The sequence below is a fragment of the Pseudorhodoferax soli genome (genome assembly GCF_003337555.1).
GTDB lineage: Bacteria > Pseudomonadota > Gammaproteobacteria > Burkholderiales > Burkholderiaceae_C > Pseudorhodoferax > Pseudorhodoferax soli.
This window is the reverse complement of sequence record NZ_QPJK01000007.1, coordinates 168,835-185,883: the sequence shown is the minus strand read 5'-3', so window position 1 is coordinate 185,883 and position 17,049 is coordinate 168,835. Positions and strand designations below refer to the sequence as shown.

General features: G+C 66.3%; 14 protein-coding genes. 13 read left to right on the top strand and 1 reads right to left on the bottom strand.

The features are described from left to right. Positions 1 to 332: 332 nt before the first annotated feature. Together DES41_RS23935 and DES41_RS23930 are read left to right on the top strand one after the other, a co-directional pair. Positions 333 to 2,633, top strand: coding sequence for a molybdopterin-dependent oxidoreductase (locus DES41_RS23935; protein ID WP_114470427.1), 2,301 nt, complete (start codon positions 333 to 335; stop codon positions 2,631 to 2,633). A gap of 71 nt (positions 2,634 to 2,704) precedes the next feature. Then, entirely contained in the window at positions 2,705 to 3,610 is a 906-nt protein-coding gene (locus DES41_RS23930; protein ID WP_114470179.1) for a LysR family transcriptional regulator, read from the top strand. A gap of 67 nt (positions 3,611 to 3,677) precedes the next feature. On the opposite strand, the gene DES41_RS23925 is transcribed toward DES41_RS23930, so the two are convergent. Continuing rightward, the gene (locus tag DES41_RS23925) at positions 3,678 to 4,268 is read right to left on the bottom strand and encodes a cysteine dioxygenase family protein (protein ID WP_114470178.1); all 591 of its coding nucleotides are present in this window, start codon (positions 4,266 to 4,268) and stop codon (positions 3,678 to 3,680) included. Positions 4,269 to 4,581: 313 nt separating this feature from the next. Between DES41_RS23925 and DES41_RS23920 the strand changes: the two genes are divergently transcribed. The 11 genes from DES41_RS23920 to DES41_RS23870 all read left to right on the top strand — a co-directional run bounded on the left by DES41_RS23920 (position 4,582) and on the right by DES41_RS23870 (position 17,027). Next, the gene (locus DES41_RS23920; protein ID WP_170168278.1) at positions 4,582 to 5,550 is read left to right on the top strand and encodes a tripartite tricarboxylate transporter substrate binding protein; all 969 of its coding nucleotides are present in this window, start codon (positions 4,582 to 4,584) and stop codon (positions 5,548 to 5,550) included. Positions 5,551 to 5,608: 58 nt separating this feature from the next. Beyond that, positions 5,609 to 6,343 (top strand): enoyl-CoA hydratase/isomerase family protein, encoded by a 735-nt coding sequence (locus DES41_RS23915; RefSeq protein WP_114470176.1) that lies wholly within the window; start codon positions 5,609 to 5,611, stop codon positions 6,341 to 6,343. Positions 6,344 to 6,354: 11 nt separating this feature from the next. Then, positions 6,355 to 6,816 (top strand): MaoC family dehydratase, encoded by a 462-nt coding sequence (locus DES41_RS23910; RefSeq protein WP_114470175.1) that lies wholly within the window; start codon positions 6,355 to 6,357, stop codon positions 6,814 to 6,816. Positions 6,817 to 6,847: 31 nt separating this feature from the next. After that, complete coding sequence (locus DES41_RS23905) at positions 6,848 to 7,963, top strand: enoyl-CoA hydratase/isomerase family protein (RefSeq protein WP_114470174.1); 1,116 nt, start codon at positions 6,848 to 6,850, stop codon at positions 7,961 to 7,963. Continuing rightward, positions 7,960 to 9,108, top strand: coding sequence for an acyl-CoA dehydrogenase family protein (locus DES41_RS23900; RefSeq protein ID WP_114470173.1), 1,149 nt, complete (start codon positions 7,960 to 7,962; stop codon positions 9,106 to 9,108). The genes DES41_RS23905 and DES41_RS23900 overlap by 4 nt, the downstream gene beginning before the upstream one ends. 14 nt (positions 9,109 to 9,122) lie before the next feature. Then, positions 9,123 to 10,328: a CaiB/BaiF CoA transferase family protein gene (locus tag DES41_RS23895; RefSeq protein ID WP_245965853.1), complete on the top strand. Its 1,206-nt coding sequence runs from the start codon at positions 9,123 to 9,125 to the stop codon at positions 10,326 to 10,328. A 52-nt stretch (positions 10,329 to 10,380) separates the two neighbouring features. Beyond that, on the top strand, positions 10,381 to 11,580 hold the full coding sequence (locus DES41_RS23890; protein WP_114470171.1) for an acyl-CoA dehydrogenase family protein: 1,200 nt from the start codon (positions 10,381 to 10,383) through the stop codon (positions 11,578 to 11,580). Positions 11,581 to 11,679: 99 nt separating this feature from the next. Beyond that, positions 11,680 to 12,663 (top strand): acrylyl-CoA reductase (NADPH), encoded by a 984-nt coding sequence (gene acuI, locus DES41_RS23885; RefSeq protein ID WP_114470170.1) that lies wholly within the window; start codon positions 11,680 to 11,682, stop codon positions 12,661 to 12,663. 10 nt (positions 12,664 to 12,673) lie between these two features. Next, positions 12,674 to 14,287 carry a class I adenylate-forming enzyme family protein gene (locus DES41_RS23880; RefSeq protein WP_114470169.1) on the top strand — a complete coding sequence of 538 codons (1,614 nt, stop codon included), beginning with the start codon at positions 12,674 to 12,676 and terminating at the stop codon, positions 14,285 to 14,287. Between the two features lie 40 nt (positions 14,288 to 14,327). Beyond that, positions 14,328 to 15,086: an enoyl-CoA hydratase/isomerase family protein gene (locus DES41_RS23875; protein WP_114470168.1), complete on the top strand. Its 759-nt coding sequence runs from the start codon at positions 14,328 to 14,330 to the stop codon at positions 15,084 to 15,086. Positions 15,087 to 15,464: 378 nt separating this feature from the next. Continuing rightward, positions 15,465 to 17,027, top strand: coding sequence for an acetolactate synthase large subunit (locus DES41_RS23870; protein ID WP_114470167.1), 1,563 nt, complete (start codon positions 15,465 to 15,467; stop codon positions 17,025 to 17,027). Positions 17,028 to 17,049 lie beyond the last annotated feature (22 nt).

The window sequence follows — 17,049 nt, the reverse complement described above, 5'->3', positions numbered from 1 at the left end:
ACCTCACCTTAGACGTCGCGCGCGTCATGACCAATTGAGATTTGGTTCAACAGCCCACCGGATTCACGCACCTTCTAGCGGTTGAACTCAAGCTCAATTGGATGTGATTGGCGATGCAAATAGACTGAACTCCAAGAAGAGCTTCGTCTGCACGGAAGACGCGCGGCGGTCCACGCAGCGCGATGCTTCGAAACGTACAAGCTCGCCCCGGGGCTACCGGTCCTCCACGGTCGCGGGGTTCGACGATGGAGACAACACTGGCGCGCACCAGGTGAAAGCCGCCCCACGATGGCCCGGCTGCCTTGGCGATGCGCATTGGCTTGGCGCACAAGATGAAGACTGTAGACCGCAGCAGGCTGACACCCCACAGCGCACATTGGGGCGTGTTCTTGGCTGGAGAAGGAGAGGACGGCAACCTCAAGGTGCTTCCTCACCCTTCCGATCCGGATCCCAATCCACTCATCCACAACTTCCCGGACGCGCTCGCGCACCGCGCACGGGTCGTGCAGCCGATGGTGCGCCAGGGTTGGCTCGAACAAGGTCCAGGGCCCGACGCACGCCGTGGCCGCGACCGCTTCATCCCCATGGAGTGGGACGCGGTGCTGGACCTGCTCGCCAAGGAGCTCAAGCGCGTCCAGGAGACCGTCGGACCCGCCGGCGTGTTCGGCGGCTCCTACGGATGGTCTAGTGCTGGTCGCTTCCACCACGCGCAGAGCCAGGTGCACCGGTTCCTGAACACGGCGATCGGAGGCTACGTGCGCTCGATCAACACGTACAGCGCCGGGGCTGCGGAGGTCATCCTTCCACACATCGCCGGTCGGGTCGATCAGGTCGCGCGCCGCAACGTCACCTGGGAGCAGATCGCCGAGCACTCCGAAGTGGTGCTGGCGTTCGGTGGCCTGGCCCTGAAGAACTCCCGCGTCGCGTCCGGCGGGGTCAGCCTGCACCTCGAACGCAACTCGATGAAGGAAGCCGCGGCGCGCGGTTGCCGGTTCGTCGGCATCTCGCCGCAACGCAGCGACATGCCAGAGGAGGCCCGCAGCGAGTGGTTCTGCGTCACGCCTGGAAGCGACACGGCGCTGATGCTTGGCCTGTCCCACACGCTTGTCAGCGCCGGCCTGCACGATCAGGCGTTCCTGGCGAGCCACTGCGATGGCTGGCTCGACTTCGAGAAGTACCTGATGGGGCGCACCGACGGCGAGCCCAAGACCGCCAAGTGGGCAGCCGAGCGCTGCGGCATCGCCGAGCACATGATCGTCGACCTGGCCCGCTCGCTCATCGGCAAGCGCGTGCTGGTCACCATTGCGCACTCGTTGCAGCGGTCCGAACATGGCGAGCAACCGGTCTGGATGGGACTGGTGCTTGCGGCCATCCTGGGCCAGATCGGCCTGCCAGGAGGCGGATACAGCTATGCGCTGGGCACGCTGGCCCACTACGGTCGCCGGAACAACGCGGTCCCCGTGGGCGCACTCAACCAGGGGCGCAACGGCATCGGTGACTTCATCCCGGTCGCGCGCATCTCCGACATGCTGCTGCATCCGAACGAGCCGTTCGAGTACAACGGACAGCACCTGCGGTATCCGGACATCCGTCTGGCGTATTGGGCCGGCGGCAACCCGTTCCACCATCACCAGGACCTCACGCGCCTGGCCGAGGCGTTCAGGCGGCTGGACACCTTCATCGTGCACGAGATCGGCTGGACGGGCACGGCGCGCCATGCGGACATCGTGCTCCCCTGCACCATGACCCTGGAGCGCGACGACATCGGTGCGGCGCAGACGGATCCCTTGATGGTGGCCATGCGCCGGTTGCGGCGGCCCAACGGGCAGGCGAAGGACGACTACGACATCTTCTGCGAGCTCTCGCGCCGCATGGGCACCTACGAGGCGTTCAGCGAGGGCCGGGACACGCTTGGTTGGCTCAAGCACATCTATGAGCCGACGCGCCAGGCGTTGGAGGAGAAGGGCTTGCCAGCACCGACGTTCGAGGAATTCTGGGAAGCCGGTGAACTGCTGCTGCCACAGGCTGCGGACGACGGGGGCATGTTCAGGGCGTTCCGCGATGAGCCCAAGGACAAGCCGCTCCCCACGCCGAGCGGGCGGATCCAGATCAGCAGCCCCGTGGTCGCGGGGTTCGGCTACGACGATTGCCCTGGCCATCCGACCTGGATCGCTCCGCGCCGCCCGCCGACCCAGTCATTCCCGCTCTGGCTGGTCGCGAACCAGCCTGCATCGCGCCTGCACAGCCAGCTCGACTTCGGCGGTCACAGCCAGAGCACCAAGGTGGACGGGCGGGAGGTCTGCAGCCTTCATCCGACGACCGCGGCAGAACGAGGCATCTCCGCTGGCGATCTCGTCAGGGTCTTCAATGCACGCGGCGCATTCCTCGCAGTCGCACGCCTGTGCTCCGACATGCATCTGGACGTGGTCCAGATCGCCACCGGCGCCTGGCTGGATCTGCGGCGGGACCTGGATGGCGGTGCGCTGTGTGTGCACGGCAACCCCAACATCCTGACTTTCGACGCAGGCACGTCACGGTTGGGACAGGGTTGCACCGGGCAGTTGTGCGTGGTGCAGGTCGAGCGCTACGAGCAGGCCGCGCCGCAGGTCCGTGCCTACGAGCCGCCTCAATGAAGCCAGCGCTTCCATCGGCGGCGCACGTCGGCATGGGTGCCAGTCGCCGGCGACCCGCGTGAGGTCATCGCATGCTTGATCGCATGGATGCAGGGGCGCCGACGCTGCGCCAGCTGGAGCTGTTCCTGACACTGGTGTCATCGGAGGGGATTGCCGGCGCCGGAGCCAAGCTGGGGATGTCGCCTTCGGCGACGAGCCACGCATTGCGTTCCCTGGAAGTTGCCCTGGGGACGAAGCTCGTCGACCGCAATGGAACCGGCATCGCACTGACCTACACCGGAGAGCAGGTGCTCCCGCACGTGCGCGACGTGTTCGCCTCGCTCCAACTGGTGCGTGCCACTGCGCTGGCGGGCGCGGAACTGAAGGCCGGGATGCTGCGGTTGGGCTCGTTCGGTGCGAGCGCGACCATCCGCGTGCTGCCCCCGCTGCTCGATGGCTTCAAGCTCCGGTATCCCGGAGTCGAGATCGTCGTGGTCGAGCAGCCCGACGAGATGACCACCCTGGACCTCATCGAGCGGCGCATCGAGCTGGCAGCTGTGACGATACCCAAGCCGGACTTTGACGTGATCCAGCTCTCGGTCGACGAGTTGGTGGCCGTGTTGCCAGTCGAACACCACCTCGCGGGATTCGACGTCGTGCCGCTTGGAGAGCTCGTTCACGACCCGTTCATCCTCACGCGCGCCGGATCGCGCGAACTCGTCAGCAAGCTGTTCAATCGCAATGAGCTGAAGCCGAGGGTGACGGTTGAGGCGCTGCAGCTGATGACCATCCTGGAGCTGGTCGCGGCAGGCAAGGGCGTCTCCGTGCTTGCGAAGCTGGCGCTACCGGACAGGTATGCGGGGGTGGTCTACCGCCCGATATCCCCGACCCTGACCCGGCGCATCGGCCTGGCCTGTCTGAACGAGCAGCGGCTGTCCCCGGCTGCACGGGCGTTCTGGCTCGCAGCCTGGCGCCAGCAGCTCAGAGACCGTAGCTAGCGGTCGCGCCGGGCGCTGGACCTGGCGCCATCGGCGAGGCCCCTCCCTGCATCGAGGGGACGTCGGCTCAGACCGGGACCCCGCTGATCTCGCGCACCACATTCGAGTAGCCGGACACGAACGGCTTGGTGGTGCTCTTGTCCGCGTCGAACACATGCCGGTGGATGCGTCCGATGTTGCCGCCGTACACATGCACGCTGATCGACACCATGTCGTCGTGCAGGTTCGAGACCTTGTGGATGTCGCCCGTCGTCGGTGACAGGGTTTCCACGTCACCGGGCTGCAGGTCCTCGATGCCGACGAACCTCATCGGCTGACCTTCATCGCTCTGAACGAAGGACTCGGCTTTCTCGCCGCCCCTGAGCATGCCGATGATGGCCCAGACCGTGTGGTTGTGGATCGGCGTCTTCTGGCCGGGACCCCACACGAAGCTGACCACCGAGAAGCGCTCCTGGGGGTCGCAGTGCAGCAGGTACTGCTGGTAGTACTGGGGATCCGGCTTGGCGAATTCCTCGGGCAGCCAGTCGTCCTGGCGGACGAGGTCGGCGACGAGCTTTCGGCCGTCGCGAAGGATGCGCGACTCGTCGCCGCTGGCCGCATCCACGACCTGTGTGAAGCCGCGGACGAAGTCCGCGAGACGGTGCTGTGTCGTGCTCATTTGACTCTCCTGGGTGTTGGGTGCGCCGCGTCCGCGGAGTGCCTTCGGTCACCTGAACGCTTCGCCTTGCACACGATTCTGAAAACGCTCCGATTCAAGTGCAATTGAATCCGGATTCAAGTTCCTGGACAACTTGCGCCTTCGAAACGCCAGGACACGGACGTGATGGCGGCGGCATGGTCGCTGGAGCTTGCCCACATGAGAAAGCGTGCGAATTTGAAAAAAAACTCAATTGAACATGCGTAGGGTGGATCGTCAAATGACCTGCATCGACGGATTTACAAGTCGCTTTTTCAACCACCCGGAGACAAGCATGATCGCACTGAACACCATCAAGGCCGCGGCGGCCTTCGGCCTTGCCGCAGCCATCGCCCCGCTGCACGCCAGCGAAGTTTTCCCCAACAAGGCCGTCCGCATCGTCGTCAACTTCGGCGCGGGAGGCTCCACCGACATCGCGAGCCGCATCGTCGCGAAACGCATGAGCCAGGAGCTCGGACAGCCGGTGGTCGTGGAGAACCGGCCCGGCGCGACCGGAACGCTCGGCCCGGCCTACGTCGCCAAGCAGCCGGCGGACGGCTACACGATCGGTCTCACGCCGTTCGGCGCGATGGTGGTGGGGCCATGGATGGTCAAGGTGTCCTACAAGACTTCCGATTTCGACTACCTCGGGGCGTTCAGCAAGTACCGCTTCGGCCTGGTCGTGAACGCGGACACGCCGTACAAGACGATCGGGGACATCCTGAGCGCAGGCAAGAAATCGAACCAGCCTTTGCTGTTCGGCACGCCCGGGCCCGCGACGAACCTCATCTTCCCGATGCTGACACGCACCAGCGGCGTCAAGTTCGAGCAGGTCATGTACAAGTCCGGCACGGAAGCGGCACTGGCTGTCGTGGCCAACCAAGTCCCCATGTCGGTCTCGGTCTCCACCGAAGTGCTCTCGCAGCTGCAGGCCGGCAAGCTGCGCCTCATCGCGTCCGTGACGTCGACGCGCTGGCCGGAGTATCCCGACGTCCCCACCGCCAAGGAAGCCGGCTTCGATGCCTTGATCGAGAGCTTCCTCGGCATGGCCGTGCCCAAGGGCACGCCCGCCGATCGGCTCGAGAAGCTGCGTGCGGCGTTCAAGACCACGATGGCCGATCCCTCGGTGAGGGATGAGCTCAACCGCGTCGGCATGGAGCCCGCCTACCTCGACGGCCCGACGTACGACCAGCTGGTCGAGGTCGAGCGCCAGAAGATGGGCGAGCAGATCCGCGCACTTGGCGTGCCGCTGCCGAGCCAATGATCCCCGATGGCGCGCCACGCCGGCGCGTCGCTCTCTGTTGAAACCTGGAAGTGAAACCATGACTTTGAAAACGTCCTCCGTTGATGGCGTCCTGCTCATCACCATCGATCGCCCGGCCCAGAAGAACGCCTTGAACAAGGCCGTCGTGCAGGGGCTCTACGAAGCCTGGCAGCAGTTCGCCACCTCGGATGACCGCGTCGCCGTGCTGACCGGAGAAGGCAATGACGCCTTCAGCGTCGGCTCCGACGTCCACGACATGCCGGGAGACATCTGGACCTCCGTTCCCAACTTCGCGGTGCCCTGCAACAAGCCCATCATCTCCGCCGTGAGCGGCCTGGTGGTCGGTGCCGGCGCAACGATCGCGCTGTACTCCGACATCGTGATCGCGTCGAGCTCGTCCCGCTTCGTGTACCCGGAGGCGAAGGTCGGACTGTTCCAGGGCGTCATGGGCGGCTTTCCGAAGAAGCTCACCTACGGTCCGGCCCTGGAGTGGGCGATCACCGGTGACTCGATGACAGCGCAGCGCGCGTACGAGATCGGCTTCGTGAACCAGGTCTGCGAGCCGGGCCAGCAGGTGGAAGCAGCCATGCAGCTGGCCCGCAAGGTCGCCGCGAATGCGCCGCTGGTCGTGCAGTCGATCAAGTCGATTGCCCTGAAGACCTTGCCAACCAGCCCGATGGAAGCCTTCTATCCGCAGAAGGCGCAGCTCGAGCGCATCGCCCAGAGCGAAGACGGCAAGGAAGGCATGCGGGCCTTCGCCGAGAAGCGCAAGCCCCAGTTCCGCGGCAAGTGAAGGTGGCATCCATGAAGGTCTTCGAGACGCTCGGCGATGTGGTCCAGTCCAAGGGGCAGGAGATCGGCCCGAGCGAGTGGGTGACGGTCACCCAGGAGATGATCAACGCGTTCGCCACGACGACTGGGGACGAGCAGTGGATCCACGTCGATCCGGAACGCGCTGCCAAAGGCCCCTTCGGACGCACCATCGCCCACGGCTTTCTTACCGTGTCGCTGATCCCGCGCTTCATCTCGACCTTGTTCGAGATCAAGCAGAAGAGCACCGGTGTGAACTACGGGCTCAACAAGGTCCGGTTCATGGCCCCCATTTTGTCGGGAAGCCGTGTACGTGCGCACGGCACCTTGGCCGAGGCGACCGAGGTGAGCGGCGGCATGCAATTCCTGTGGCAGCTGCGCGTGGAGATCGAAGGGCAGGACAAGCCTGCCTGTGTCGCCGAATGGCTGATCCGCCGCTTCCCCGTCAAAGACTAGTTCCTCATCCAACCCACACCAAGCAAGCACCATGAGCGAATCGATCATCAAATTCCGCACCATTCCCGCCGGCAAGAGCCAGTTCTTCGGCGTCGCGACGCTGAACTCTCCGGCATCGCTCAACTCACTGTCGGCCGACATGGTCACGCTGCTGACGCCTCAGCTGCGCAAGTGGGCCGATGACAAGTCGGTCGTCGGCGTGCTGTTCGACGCCGAAGGTGAGAAGGCCTTCTGCGCAGGTGGCGACATGCGCCAGCTGTACAACACGCTGCTCAAGGTCGGCCGCCAGCGCAACGAGTACGCGGAGCAGTTCTTCGGCGAGGAGTACGAGCTCGACCACCTGCTGCACAACTATCCCAAGCCTCTCATGTGCTGGGGGCACGGCATCGTGATGGGTGGCGGTGTCGGCCTGCTCGTTGGCGCTTCGCACCGCGTCGTGACGGAAGGCACCCGCCTGGCGATGCCCGAGATCAACATCGGCCTGTACCCGGACGTCGGCGGCACCTGGTTCCTTGCCCGTGCGCCCCAGCGGCTCGGCCTGTTCCTCGGCCTGACCGCAGCCCAGGTCAATGCCTCCGATGCCATCTACACGGGACTCGCGGACCATTTCGTGCCGCACGGCAAAAAGGCCGGCGTGCTGGAAAGCATCGCAGCAGCCACGTGGAGCGACGACGCCAGCGCGAACCGCGAGGTGCTGTCGGAGATCCTTCACGCTGCCGGGGTTGGCGAGAACAAACCGGCCTCCAAGCTCAAGGAGCACGAGGACACCATCAACACATTGCTGCGCGGCAACGACATCCTGGCGATCGCCAAGCGCATCAACGCGTTCACCTCCGACGACAAGTGGCTGCAGGGTGCGCTGACCGCCTTCACCAAGGGCGCACCGAGTTCCGTCGTCCTGACCTGGGAACTGTGGCGCCGCTGCCAGCGCATGTCGCTGGCCGAAGTCTTCCGCCTGGAGTACTGGGTCTCGCTCGGCTGCTGCGCGCATGCCGACCTGCCCGAAGGCATCCGGGCCGTCCTGGTGGACAAGGACCGCAATCCGAAGTGGGACCCCGCCCGCCTGGAGGACGTCACTGTCCCCTTCATCGCGGACCACTTCGAGAAGCGCGGCGAGATGCCGGAGATCCTCGCAAACCTGAAATGAGCCAGACCGTGATCTTCCAAGCTTCCGAGGACACCCGGATGGTGGCCGACAGCGTGGCCCGCTTCCTGGGCAGCCGCGTGCCATTCGAAGCCCGCCAGGCCATGGTCGACCAGGGCGTTGACAGCCATGCCGAGAACTGGGCCCAGCTCTGCGAGATCGGTGCCAGCCTGGTCCTGTTCAAGAGCGAAGAGGGCGGCCACGGCGGCGCGGGCAGTGACATCGGCGCCTTGTTCGAAGTCCTGGGCCCGACGCTGACCTTCGAACCGCTGCTCAGCTCGCTCGTGGCAGGCAAGACGCTCGTCGGCGCCGACGGTCATGGCACCGTGCTGCAGGGGCTCGTGGAGGGATCGCTTCGCGCAGGCCTTGCCTACGAAGAGGCGAACTCCTTCTACGATCCCGCCGCGGTCGAGTGTCGGGCCAGCCGCAGCGCGAACGGGTGGACGCTGCAAGGGCGGAAGATCGCGGTACCGATCGGCAAGTCCGCCGACCACATGGTTGTCTCGGCGCGCTGCGACACGGCGGGCACGCCAGGAATCTCGCTGTTCCTGCTGACACGCGAGTCGGTGGCGGCGGGCATGGAGACGCGCCGCGCCATCGATGGCGGCGTGGTGTCCACGCTGAATCTGGAAGGCGTGCAGGTGCCGGCACAGGCGCTGATCGGCCAGGCTGGACTCGGCCTCGAACGCCTGCGCCATGGCCTCATGTACGGAACCTTCGCTGTCTGCGCCGAGGTGGTCGGCCTGCTGCAGCAGGCATCGGTCCTGACGCTGGACTACCTGCGCACGCGCAAGCAGTTCGGCACCACCATCGGCAGTGCGCAGGTCCTGCAGCACCGCTACGTGGACATGATGATCAAAGTCGAGGAGGCGATCTCCGCGGTCACCAACGCGGCCGCCGCCCTCGACCGCGACGACGCGAGCGCGGAGCGTGCGGTCAGCGCGGCGAAGGCATCGCTGACCGCGATCGCCGTCGATGTCGCCCAGGAGTGCATCCACATGCACGGCGGCATTGGTCTGACGCGTGAGCTGCCGCTGGCCCAGATGGCGCGCCGGCTGGTGATGACCGAGCACGTGTTTGGCGATGCGGACTTCCATCTTGGCCGCTACGCCGAGCTTGGCCGCCCGTCGATCGGACGGTCGCAATGAACTTCGGAGAAAAAGTGCAAGACAAGAAGAGCGGTCTTCCGCTGGAGGGCGTTCGAGTCCTCGACCTGTCCCGGGTGTTGGCAGGCCCGATGTGCGCGCAGGCGCTCGGCGACCTGGGTGCCCAAGTCATCAAGGTGGAGCATCCCGAGCGTGGCGACGACACGCGCGACTGGGGGCTGCGGGCGAGTTCGGGCAACACGGCCTACTTCAACTGTGCCAACCGCAACAAGCAGTCGATCGGTGTGAACCTGCAGACCCCGCAGGGTCAGGCCATCGTGCGCGAGCTTGCCGCAAAGAGCGACGTGCTGATCCAGAACTTCAAGCACGGCGGTTTGACCAAGATGGGACTGGACTACGAGCAGCTGCAGGAGGTCAATCCCCAGCTGATCCACTGCTCGATCACGGGCTACAGGACGGACGGACCGGAAGCAGCCCGGCCGGGGTACGACCTCGTCGTGCAGGGCGAGGCCGGCCTCATGGCCCTCAACGGCGCCCTGAACCAGGGGCCGCTGAAGTTCGGCATCGCGGCCGTGGACATGTTCACGGGCATGTACGCCGCGCAGGCCGTCCTGGCGTCTCTGTACGAACGACAGCGCACCGGCCGGGGCCGCAAGGTCGAGCTCGCCCTGTACGACTGCGGCGTCATGATCACCTCTTACTACGGCATGGAGGCGCTGCTCCAGGGCAACGACCCGCCGAAGTACGGCAACGAGCACCCCTCCATCGTTCCGTACGGTGTCTTCGATGCGCAGGACGGGCCCGTCGTGATCACGGTAGGCAACAACGCCCAGTTCCAGCGCTTCTGCACGGACGTCATCGGCCGCCTCGACCTTGCGCAGGACGCCCGCTTCGCAACCAACATCGAGCGGTCCAGGAACCGCGCCGAACTGCTGCCCGAGTTGCGCCGGGAGCTGCAACGGCGTTCCCGCAAGCAGATCCTGGAAAGCCTGACCAAGGCCGGCATCCCTTGTGGCGAGGTGCTGGGGCTGCACGAAGCCTTGAGCTCTGCGCGCAGCCTGCAGGCGGGGCTCCTGACGGAGGCGCGCAACCCCAAGGGCGTCGACCAGGTTCTGGCCCCCCCGTACCGCATCGACGGCGAGCGCCTTCCGGTGCGCCTGGCGCCTCCGCTGCTGGCCCAGAGCACGGACGAGATCCTCGGCGGGATTCTGGGCATGGATGCCGGCCGCATCGGGCAACTGAAGGCCGAGGGCGTCCTGTGATCGGCCCGCGCCTCCTTCGCAAACATCGCACATCGCTCACCAGCCACAGACCATGAACATCATCCTGAGCCCGAATGAAGAGGCTTTTGCGCAGAGCATCCGCGCAGTGCTGTCGACCGAGCTGCCGGAGCGGATCCGCAGCAAGGTCTCGCGCGGCGCAACCCTGTCCAAGAAGGACATGGAGGACTGGCATGCACTGCTGAACCGCCATGGCTGGCTGGCGCAGCACTGGCCACGCGAGTACGGCGGAACCGGATGGACCCCGGCGCAGAAAACCATCCTCGAGCAGGAGATCGCCCGGGCCAACGCGCCGCGCATCACACCGTTCGGCGTGAACATGCTGGGTCCCGTCCTGATCAAGTACGGCACCGAGGCGCAGAAGCAGCACTGGCTGCCGCGCATTCTCAATGGCGCCGACTGGTGGTGCCAAGGCTACTCGGAACCCGACGCCGGCTCCGACCTGGCCGCATTGCGCACCCAGGCGGTGCGCAACCGCGACGACACGGGCGAGTACTTCCTCGTCAATGGCCAGAAGACCTGGACCACGTATGGCCACTACGCCAACATGATCTTCTGCCTCGTCCGGACGGCGAACACGGGCAAGAAGCAGGAGGGCATCAGCTTCCTGCTGATCGACATGAACACCCCTGGTGTGGAAGTGCGTCCGATCGTCATGATCGACGAGGAGCACGAGGTCAATGAGGTGTTCTTCCGCGACGTCAAGGTGCCTGTCGAGAACCTCGTCGGCGAGGAGGGGCGAGGTTGGGACTGCGCGAAGTACCTGCTGCGGTTCGAGCGCTCGGGCATTGCCGGCATCGGTCTCACGCTGACGGCGCTGGCCCAGTTGAAGTCCGTGGCCGAGCGTCGGTCCCGGCATGGCGCACCGCTCAGCGAGGACCCGGTGTTTGGCGCCGAGATCGCAAAGGCAGAGATCTCGGTGCTGAACCTTGTGACCACGAACCGGCGCGCCATCGCAGCGATGGGGAGTGGAGCTGCGACCGGTTTCGAGAGTTCGTTGCTCAAGGTCCGCGGCAGCGAGATCCGCCAACACATCTGGAGCCTGATCCGGCGCGCGATGGGCGCGCAGGCGCGAACGCTGATGCCCCCGGCCGAGTACGCGAGCCAGGACGGGCCTGCGGATCCCGGCGGTGTGGCCGCAGCGCGCTACTTCAACGCCCGCAAGCTGGCCATCTACGGCGGCTCCAACGAGATCCAGAAGAACATCGTGAGCAAGATCGTCTTCTCGACCTGACCAGGCGTGCCGCGGTGCGCTCCGCGGCTCTGGGACCTTGCTGCGGCGACCTTGCGATCGCCGAGCAGAACTTTTGCAACCGACTGATAGGAGACAAGAGTGTTCAAGGCATTGCTGCTGGACAACAGCACCGGGAAGCTGCAGGTATCGATCGCCGCGTTGGATGACGCTGCGTTGCCGGACGAGGAGGTGACGGTCCGGGTCGCCTATTCGACGATCAACTACAAGGACGCGCTCGCGATCACCGGCAGCGGCCCCATCGTGCGGCAGTTTCCGATGGTTCCGGGGATCGACCTGGCGGGCGAAGTCGAGTCCAGCCGCCATCCGGCGTTCAAGCCCGGGGACAAGGTTCTTCTGAACGGCCACGGCGTTGGCGAGCGCCATTGGGGCGGTCTGGCGCAACGCGCACGGGTGTCGGCCGCGTGGCTGCAGAAGCTGCCGGACGGGCTGACGGCCAGGGATGCGATGGCCATCGGCACGGCGGGCTACACCGCGATGCTGTGCGTGCTCGCGTTGGAGCGCCATGGAGTGGCGCCTGGTTCGGGTGAGGTCCTGGTCACGGGCGCCAACGGGGGCGTGGGCAGCTTTGCCATCGGTATTCTTTCGGCGCTGGGCCACACGGTCGTCGCATCGACCGGCCGCACCGAGTCCGCAGAGCGGCTCAAGGCGCTCGGTGCCGCCTCGGTCGTGCACCGGTCGAGCCTCGGCGAGGCGGGAAAGCCGCTGCAGAAGGAGCGTTGGGCAGCCGTCGTGGACAGCGTTGGCAGCCACACGCTTGCCAACGCCTGCGCTCAGACGCGCTACGGCGGCGCGGTGGCGGCCTGCGGCATGGCACAGGGGCTGGACTTCCCTGCGAGCGTGGCGCCCTTCATCCTGCGCGGAGTGGCGCTTCTCGGCGTGGACAGCGTCCAGGCGCCGCGCGCCCTGCGCGAGCAGACGTGGTCCAGGCTCGCGCGAGTCGGCCCTGCACTGGTCGAGGGCATTGCGAGAGAGATCGGCTTGGCGGAAGTACCCGCGGCGGCAGACAGGCTGCTGAAGGGTGGCATTGCAGGTCGGTTGGTCGTGGACGTCAACAAGGTCTGAGGCCGCACCGATGCAAGCGACATCGACGAAGCACGCGCCAGCCGGCGCGTCGGCGCTCAGCACCGCACCGGCACCGTCCTGGGAGGGCGAGGCCGATCTGCCCGCGCGCCTGGTCAGTCCCGTGTTCTCCCACGCGGCCACACACCCGCAACGCATGGCCATTGGCGACGGCGCCAGGGTCTGGTCCTATGCCGAGCTCGCGCATGCGGTGCGTTCAGGCGAGGCCTTCCTGCGCTCACAAGGGGTGCAGCGAGGCGATCGGGTCATGCTGATCGGAGAGAACGGATTGGTCCTGGCTGCGCTCATCCTGGCGTGCGGGGCGGTCAACGCCATCGCGGTGCTGGAGAACGCCCGCCGGGCTCCGCTGGAGGTCGACGCGATCAAGGCGCATGCGCAGCCTCGGGTCATCGTCTTCACCACGGACGTCTCGCCGGACGCCGCGCAGCACGCCGAGAGGGCGGGGGCGACCGAAGTAAGCCTGCCGATGATCGGCGCGCTCTCGTACGCACGCGCCACGCCGGGTCATCCGCCTCAGGAGGTGGAAGGAACCTCGGACGACGTGGGCTTCCTGATCTACACGACGGGTACCACCGGGACGCCCAAGGGCGTCATGCTGACGCACCGCAACCTGCTGTATCTCGGCGCCATGATGCTGCCGCTGCGCGGCTTCAATGCGAGCGACCGGGTGTACTGCGTCCTGCCGATCACCCACGTCATGGGCTTGGCGGTCGTCTTCGGCGCCACCATGCGCGCCGGTGGATTTCTTCGGCTGGCGGCGCGCTTCTCGGTGCAGGACTGCGTGCAGTCCCTGGCGCGCGATGGCATCACGGTGCTCCAGGGCGCACCAGCGATGTTCGCCAAGCTGGTGGACCACGCGCGGACCCACGCGGTGACCGCACCGGCGCTGCGCTACATCGGTGCTGGCGGTGCGCCGATCGACGCTGCGATCAAGGCCGACACGGAATCGCTTTTCAAGCTGCCGCTGCACAACGGCTACGGCTTGACCGAGGCGTCGGCCCTGTGCTGGACACGCCTGCAGGCACCACGCCAGGACTGCTCCGTAGGGCTTCCTCTTCCCGGTGTGGAGCTGCGAGTTCTCACGCCAGATCTGCTGGAGGCCCCGCAGGGGCAAGCCGGCGATCTCTGGGTCAGGGGGCCGAACGTGATGAAGGGCTACTACCGTGATCCAGCCCTGACGGCGAAGGTGACGCGTCCAGGAGGATGGTTCAACACGCAGGACCTGGCGCGCATCGACCTCGATGGGGCCGTACAGATCCAGGGGCGGACCAAGGACCTCATCATCGCGAGCGGGTTCAATGTCTATCCCCTGGAGGTGGAGAACGCGCTGAACAGCCATCCGGCGATCGTCCATTCTGCCGTGCTGGGTCGCGAGGTCGATGGCAACGAGCAGGTCATTGCGTTCGTCGAGCTTGCCAGCGGCGCATCCCTGTCCCTCGCCGAGCTGCAGGCCCACCTCTCCGAGCGCCTGTCGCCGTACAAGCGTCCGCGCGCGGTCTACGCCATGGACGCCATTCCAAGCTCACCGAACGGCAAGGTGCTCAAGCACAAGCTCAAGGATCTGGTCGCGACGCCAGATCCCGCGCTCGCCAGACCGCTCGCCTGAAGCCGATTCCCTTCGTACCAACCTCAGACAAGGAGACTGCATGAAACTCACGCCCAACAACGCCGTCACGTACGAGTCCTCGCAAGGCGTCGCGATCATCACGATCAACCGCCCCGAACGTCTCAATGCCATCGACGAGGAGGTCGAGCAGGGGCTGCAGGCCGCATGGCTGCAGTTCAACGCGCGCGCGGAGGATCGGGTCGCGGTGCTGACCGGATCCGGCGACCGCGCGTTCTCGGTGGGACGCGACAAATCGGTGACCGCGCCGCCAGACTATCGCCGCTTCACGCCGAATGTCGTGATCCAGGTGGACAAGCCCATCATCGGCGCGGTCGCAGGCTGGTGCGTCGGAGGCGCGGTGGTGCTCATGCAGGCCTGTGACCTGCTCATCGCTGCCGAGAACACCAAGTTCAGCTATCCCGAAGTGAAGATCGGCTTCGCCGGCGGCCTGCTGTGCGCCCTGGCCGGACGCATTCCGCACAAGGTCGCCATGGAGATGCTGCTGCTGGGCAAGGAGATCTCCGTCGAGCGCGCCTACCAGGTTGGCTTCGTCAACCGCATCGTCCCGGTTGGCGAGCAGCTCACCCAGGCGGTGGAGATGGCCCGGGAGATGGCCACGCACGCACCCATGGTGATGGGCATGCTCAAGCGCGGCGTGCAGCACGCGCTGCCCAAAAGTCCCGCGGAGGAGGGCGCGCTGGCGCTGCGCGAGACCGAGGCCGTGTTCGCGAGCGCCGACTTCCAGGAGGGGCTTGCCAGCCTGCAGGAGAAGCGGCGTCCGCAGTTCCATGGGCGCTGAAGCACTGCGGCCACTGGAAGTGTTCTGTCCCCCCGGGCCGCGACCGCCGACGGGGACGCCTTGAGTTCGATCTCAATGGCGCATGAAGGAGCCGGTGCCTACATTTTTCCCGGCACTGGCCCAGCGCGCCGGAGCGGCTCCAAGGCGGCCGAGGTGCCGCCCAACGGGCAGGTCGCAGGCGCCGAACCGGCGCCTCGACCGACCCGCGACAGAGAGAAGGGAAACATGCACATGCAGGTTCGGACTCGGCCCAAGAGCCGATCAACAGCCCACGGAGCGCGCGCAGGCTGAACCTTGCGTGTGAACGTTGCAGCACGCCGTCGCCCGGCCTCTCCCATCCCATCACAACAAGCGCCTCAACGCGCTCCATCCATCAACATGCAAGTCAAAAGAATCTACAACGGCGCCGACGCCCTTTGCTCGACCCTGCTGGCCAACGGCATCGACGTCTGCTTCACGAATCCCGGCACGTCGGAGATGCATTTCGTTGCGGCCCTGGACCGCGAGGAGGACATGCGCTGCGTGTTGGGAACCTTCGAGGGTGTCGTCACCGGCGCCGCCGATGGCTATGCGCGCATGGCCGGCAAGCCGGCGGCCACGCTGCTGCATCTCGGGCCTGGCCTCGCGAATGGCCTGGCCAACCTGCACAACGCGCGCCGCGCCGGCACCCCCATCGTCAACGTGGTCGGCGATCACGCAACCTACCATCTCCCTTACGACGCGCCGCTCACTTCCGACATCGAAAGCCTGGCCCGTCCGATGTCCGCGGCGGTGCGCCGGGTTCGCGACGCGGGCGATGTGTCGCTTGCCACTGCCGAGGCGATCGAGGCCTCGCGCCAGAATGGCGGGCAGATCGCCACGCTGATCCTGCCTGCCGATGCGGCCTGGGATCCCGCGCCGGAGACGATCCACCGTGCGGCGACGCCCACGCCCACCGTGAACATGGAGGCGGTTCAGTTGGTCGCGAAGGCGCTGCGCAACGGCAAGCGGAGCCTGATCGTGGCGGGCGGCAAGGCGCTCATGGACGATGAGTTGAAGCTTTGCAGCAGCATCTCGCACGCGACCGGCGCGCGTCTGCTGGCCGAAGGCGCGATCACGCGCATGGAGCGCGGCCAGGGGCGGGTGAAGACGGACCGCATTCCTTACGCCGTGGACCTGGCGCTCGAGAAGCTCGCCGAGGTAGAGCAGCTGATCCTCGTCGATTCGACGGCGCCGGTGGCGTTCTTCGCCTATCCCGAGAAGCCGAGCCGATTGACCGCGCCCGATTGCGAGATCCTGTCGCTCGCGCGGCCGGGCGACGACATCGCCGGGGCCCTTGCCGCGCTGTCCGATGCGCTTGGAGCGAAGGCAGCCGCTCCGACGCTGGCGACGCTGGTCGATCGCCCGGAGTTGCCCAAGGAAGGGTTCGATGCCAGCACCATCATGCGTGCAGTCGCAACGCTCTTGCCGGAGGGGGCCATCGTCTGCGACGAAGCGATCACGGCCGGGCGCCTGAACTTCGCGTTGATGGCCGGCTCCGCACAGCACGACTACCTGCAGCTGACGGGCGGCGCGATCGGGATCGGCATTCCGATGGCAACCGGGGCCGCCGTGGCGAGCCCTGACCGCAAGGTGGTGGCGCTGCAGGCCGACGGCAGCGGCATGTACACCATGCAAGGGCTGTGGACCCAGGCGCGCGAGAACCTGGATGTCCTCACGATCATCTTCGCCAACCGCAAGTACGCGATCCTCTACAACGAGCTGCGGATGATGGGCGTGGAGACGCCGGGCCACAACGCGCGGCGCATGCTCGACCTGGATTCGCCGGCGTTCGACTGGGTCAGCATGGGCAAGGCGGCAGGCGTCGAGTCGGCACGCGCCGACAACCTCGCGACCTTCATCGACCTGTTCCGGGCCGGGCTGAGCAAGCGCGGCCCCTTCCTCATCGAAGCCTGGCTGTGACCGGTGCCAGCTGCCAGCACGT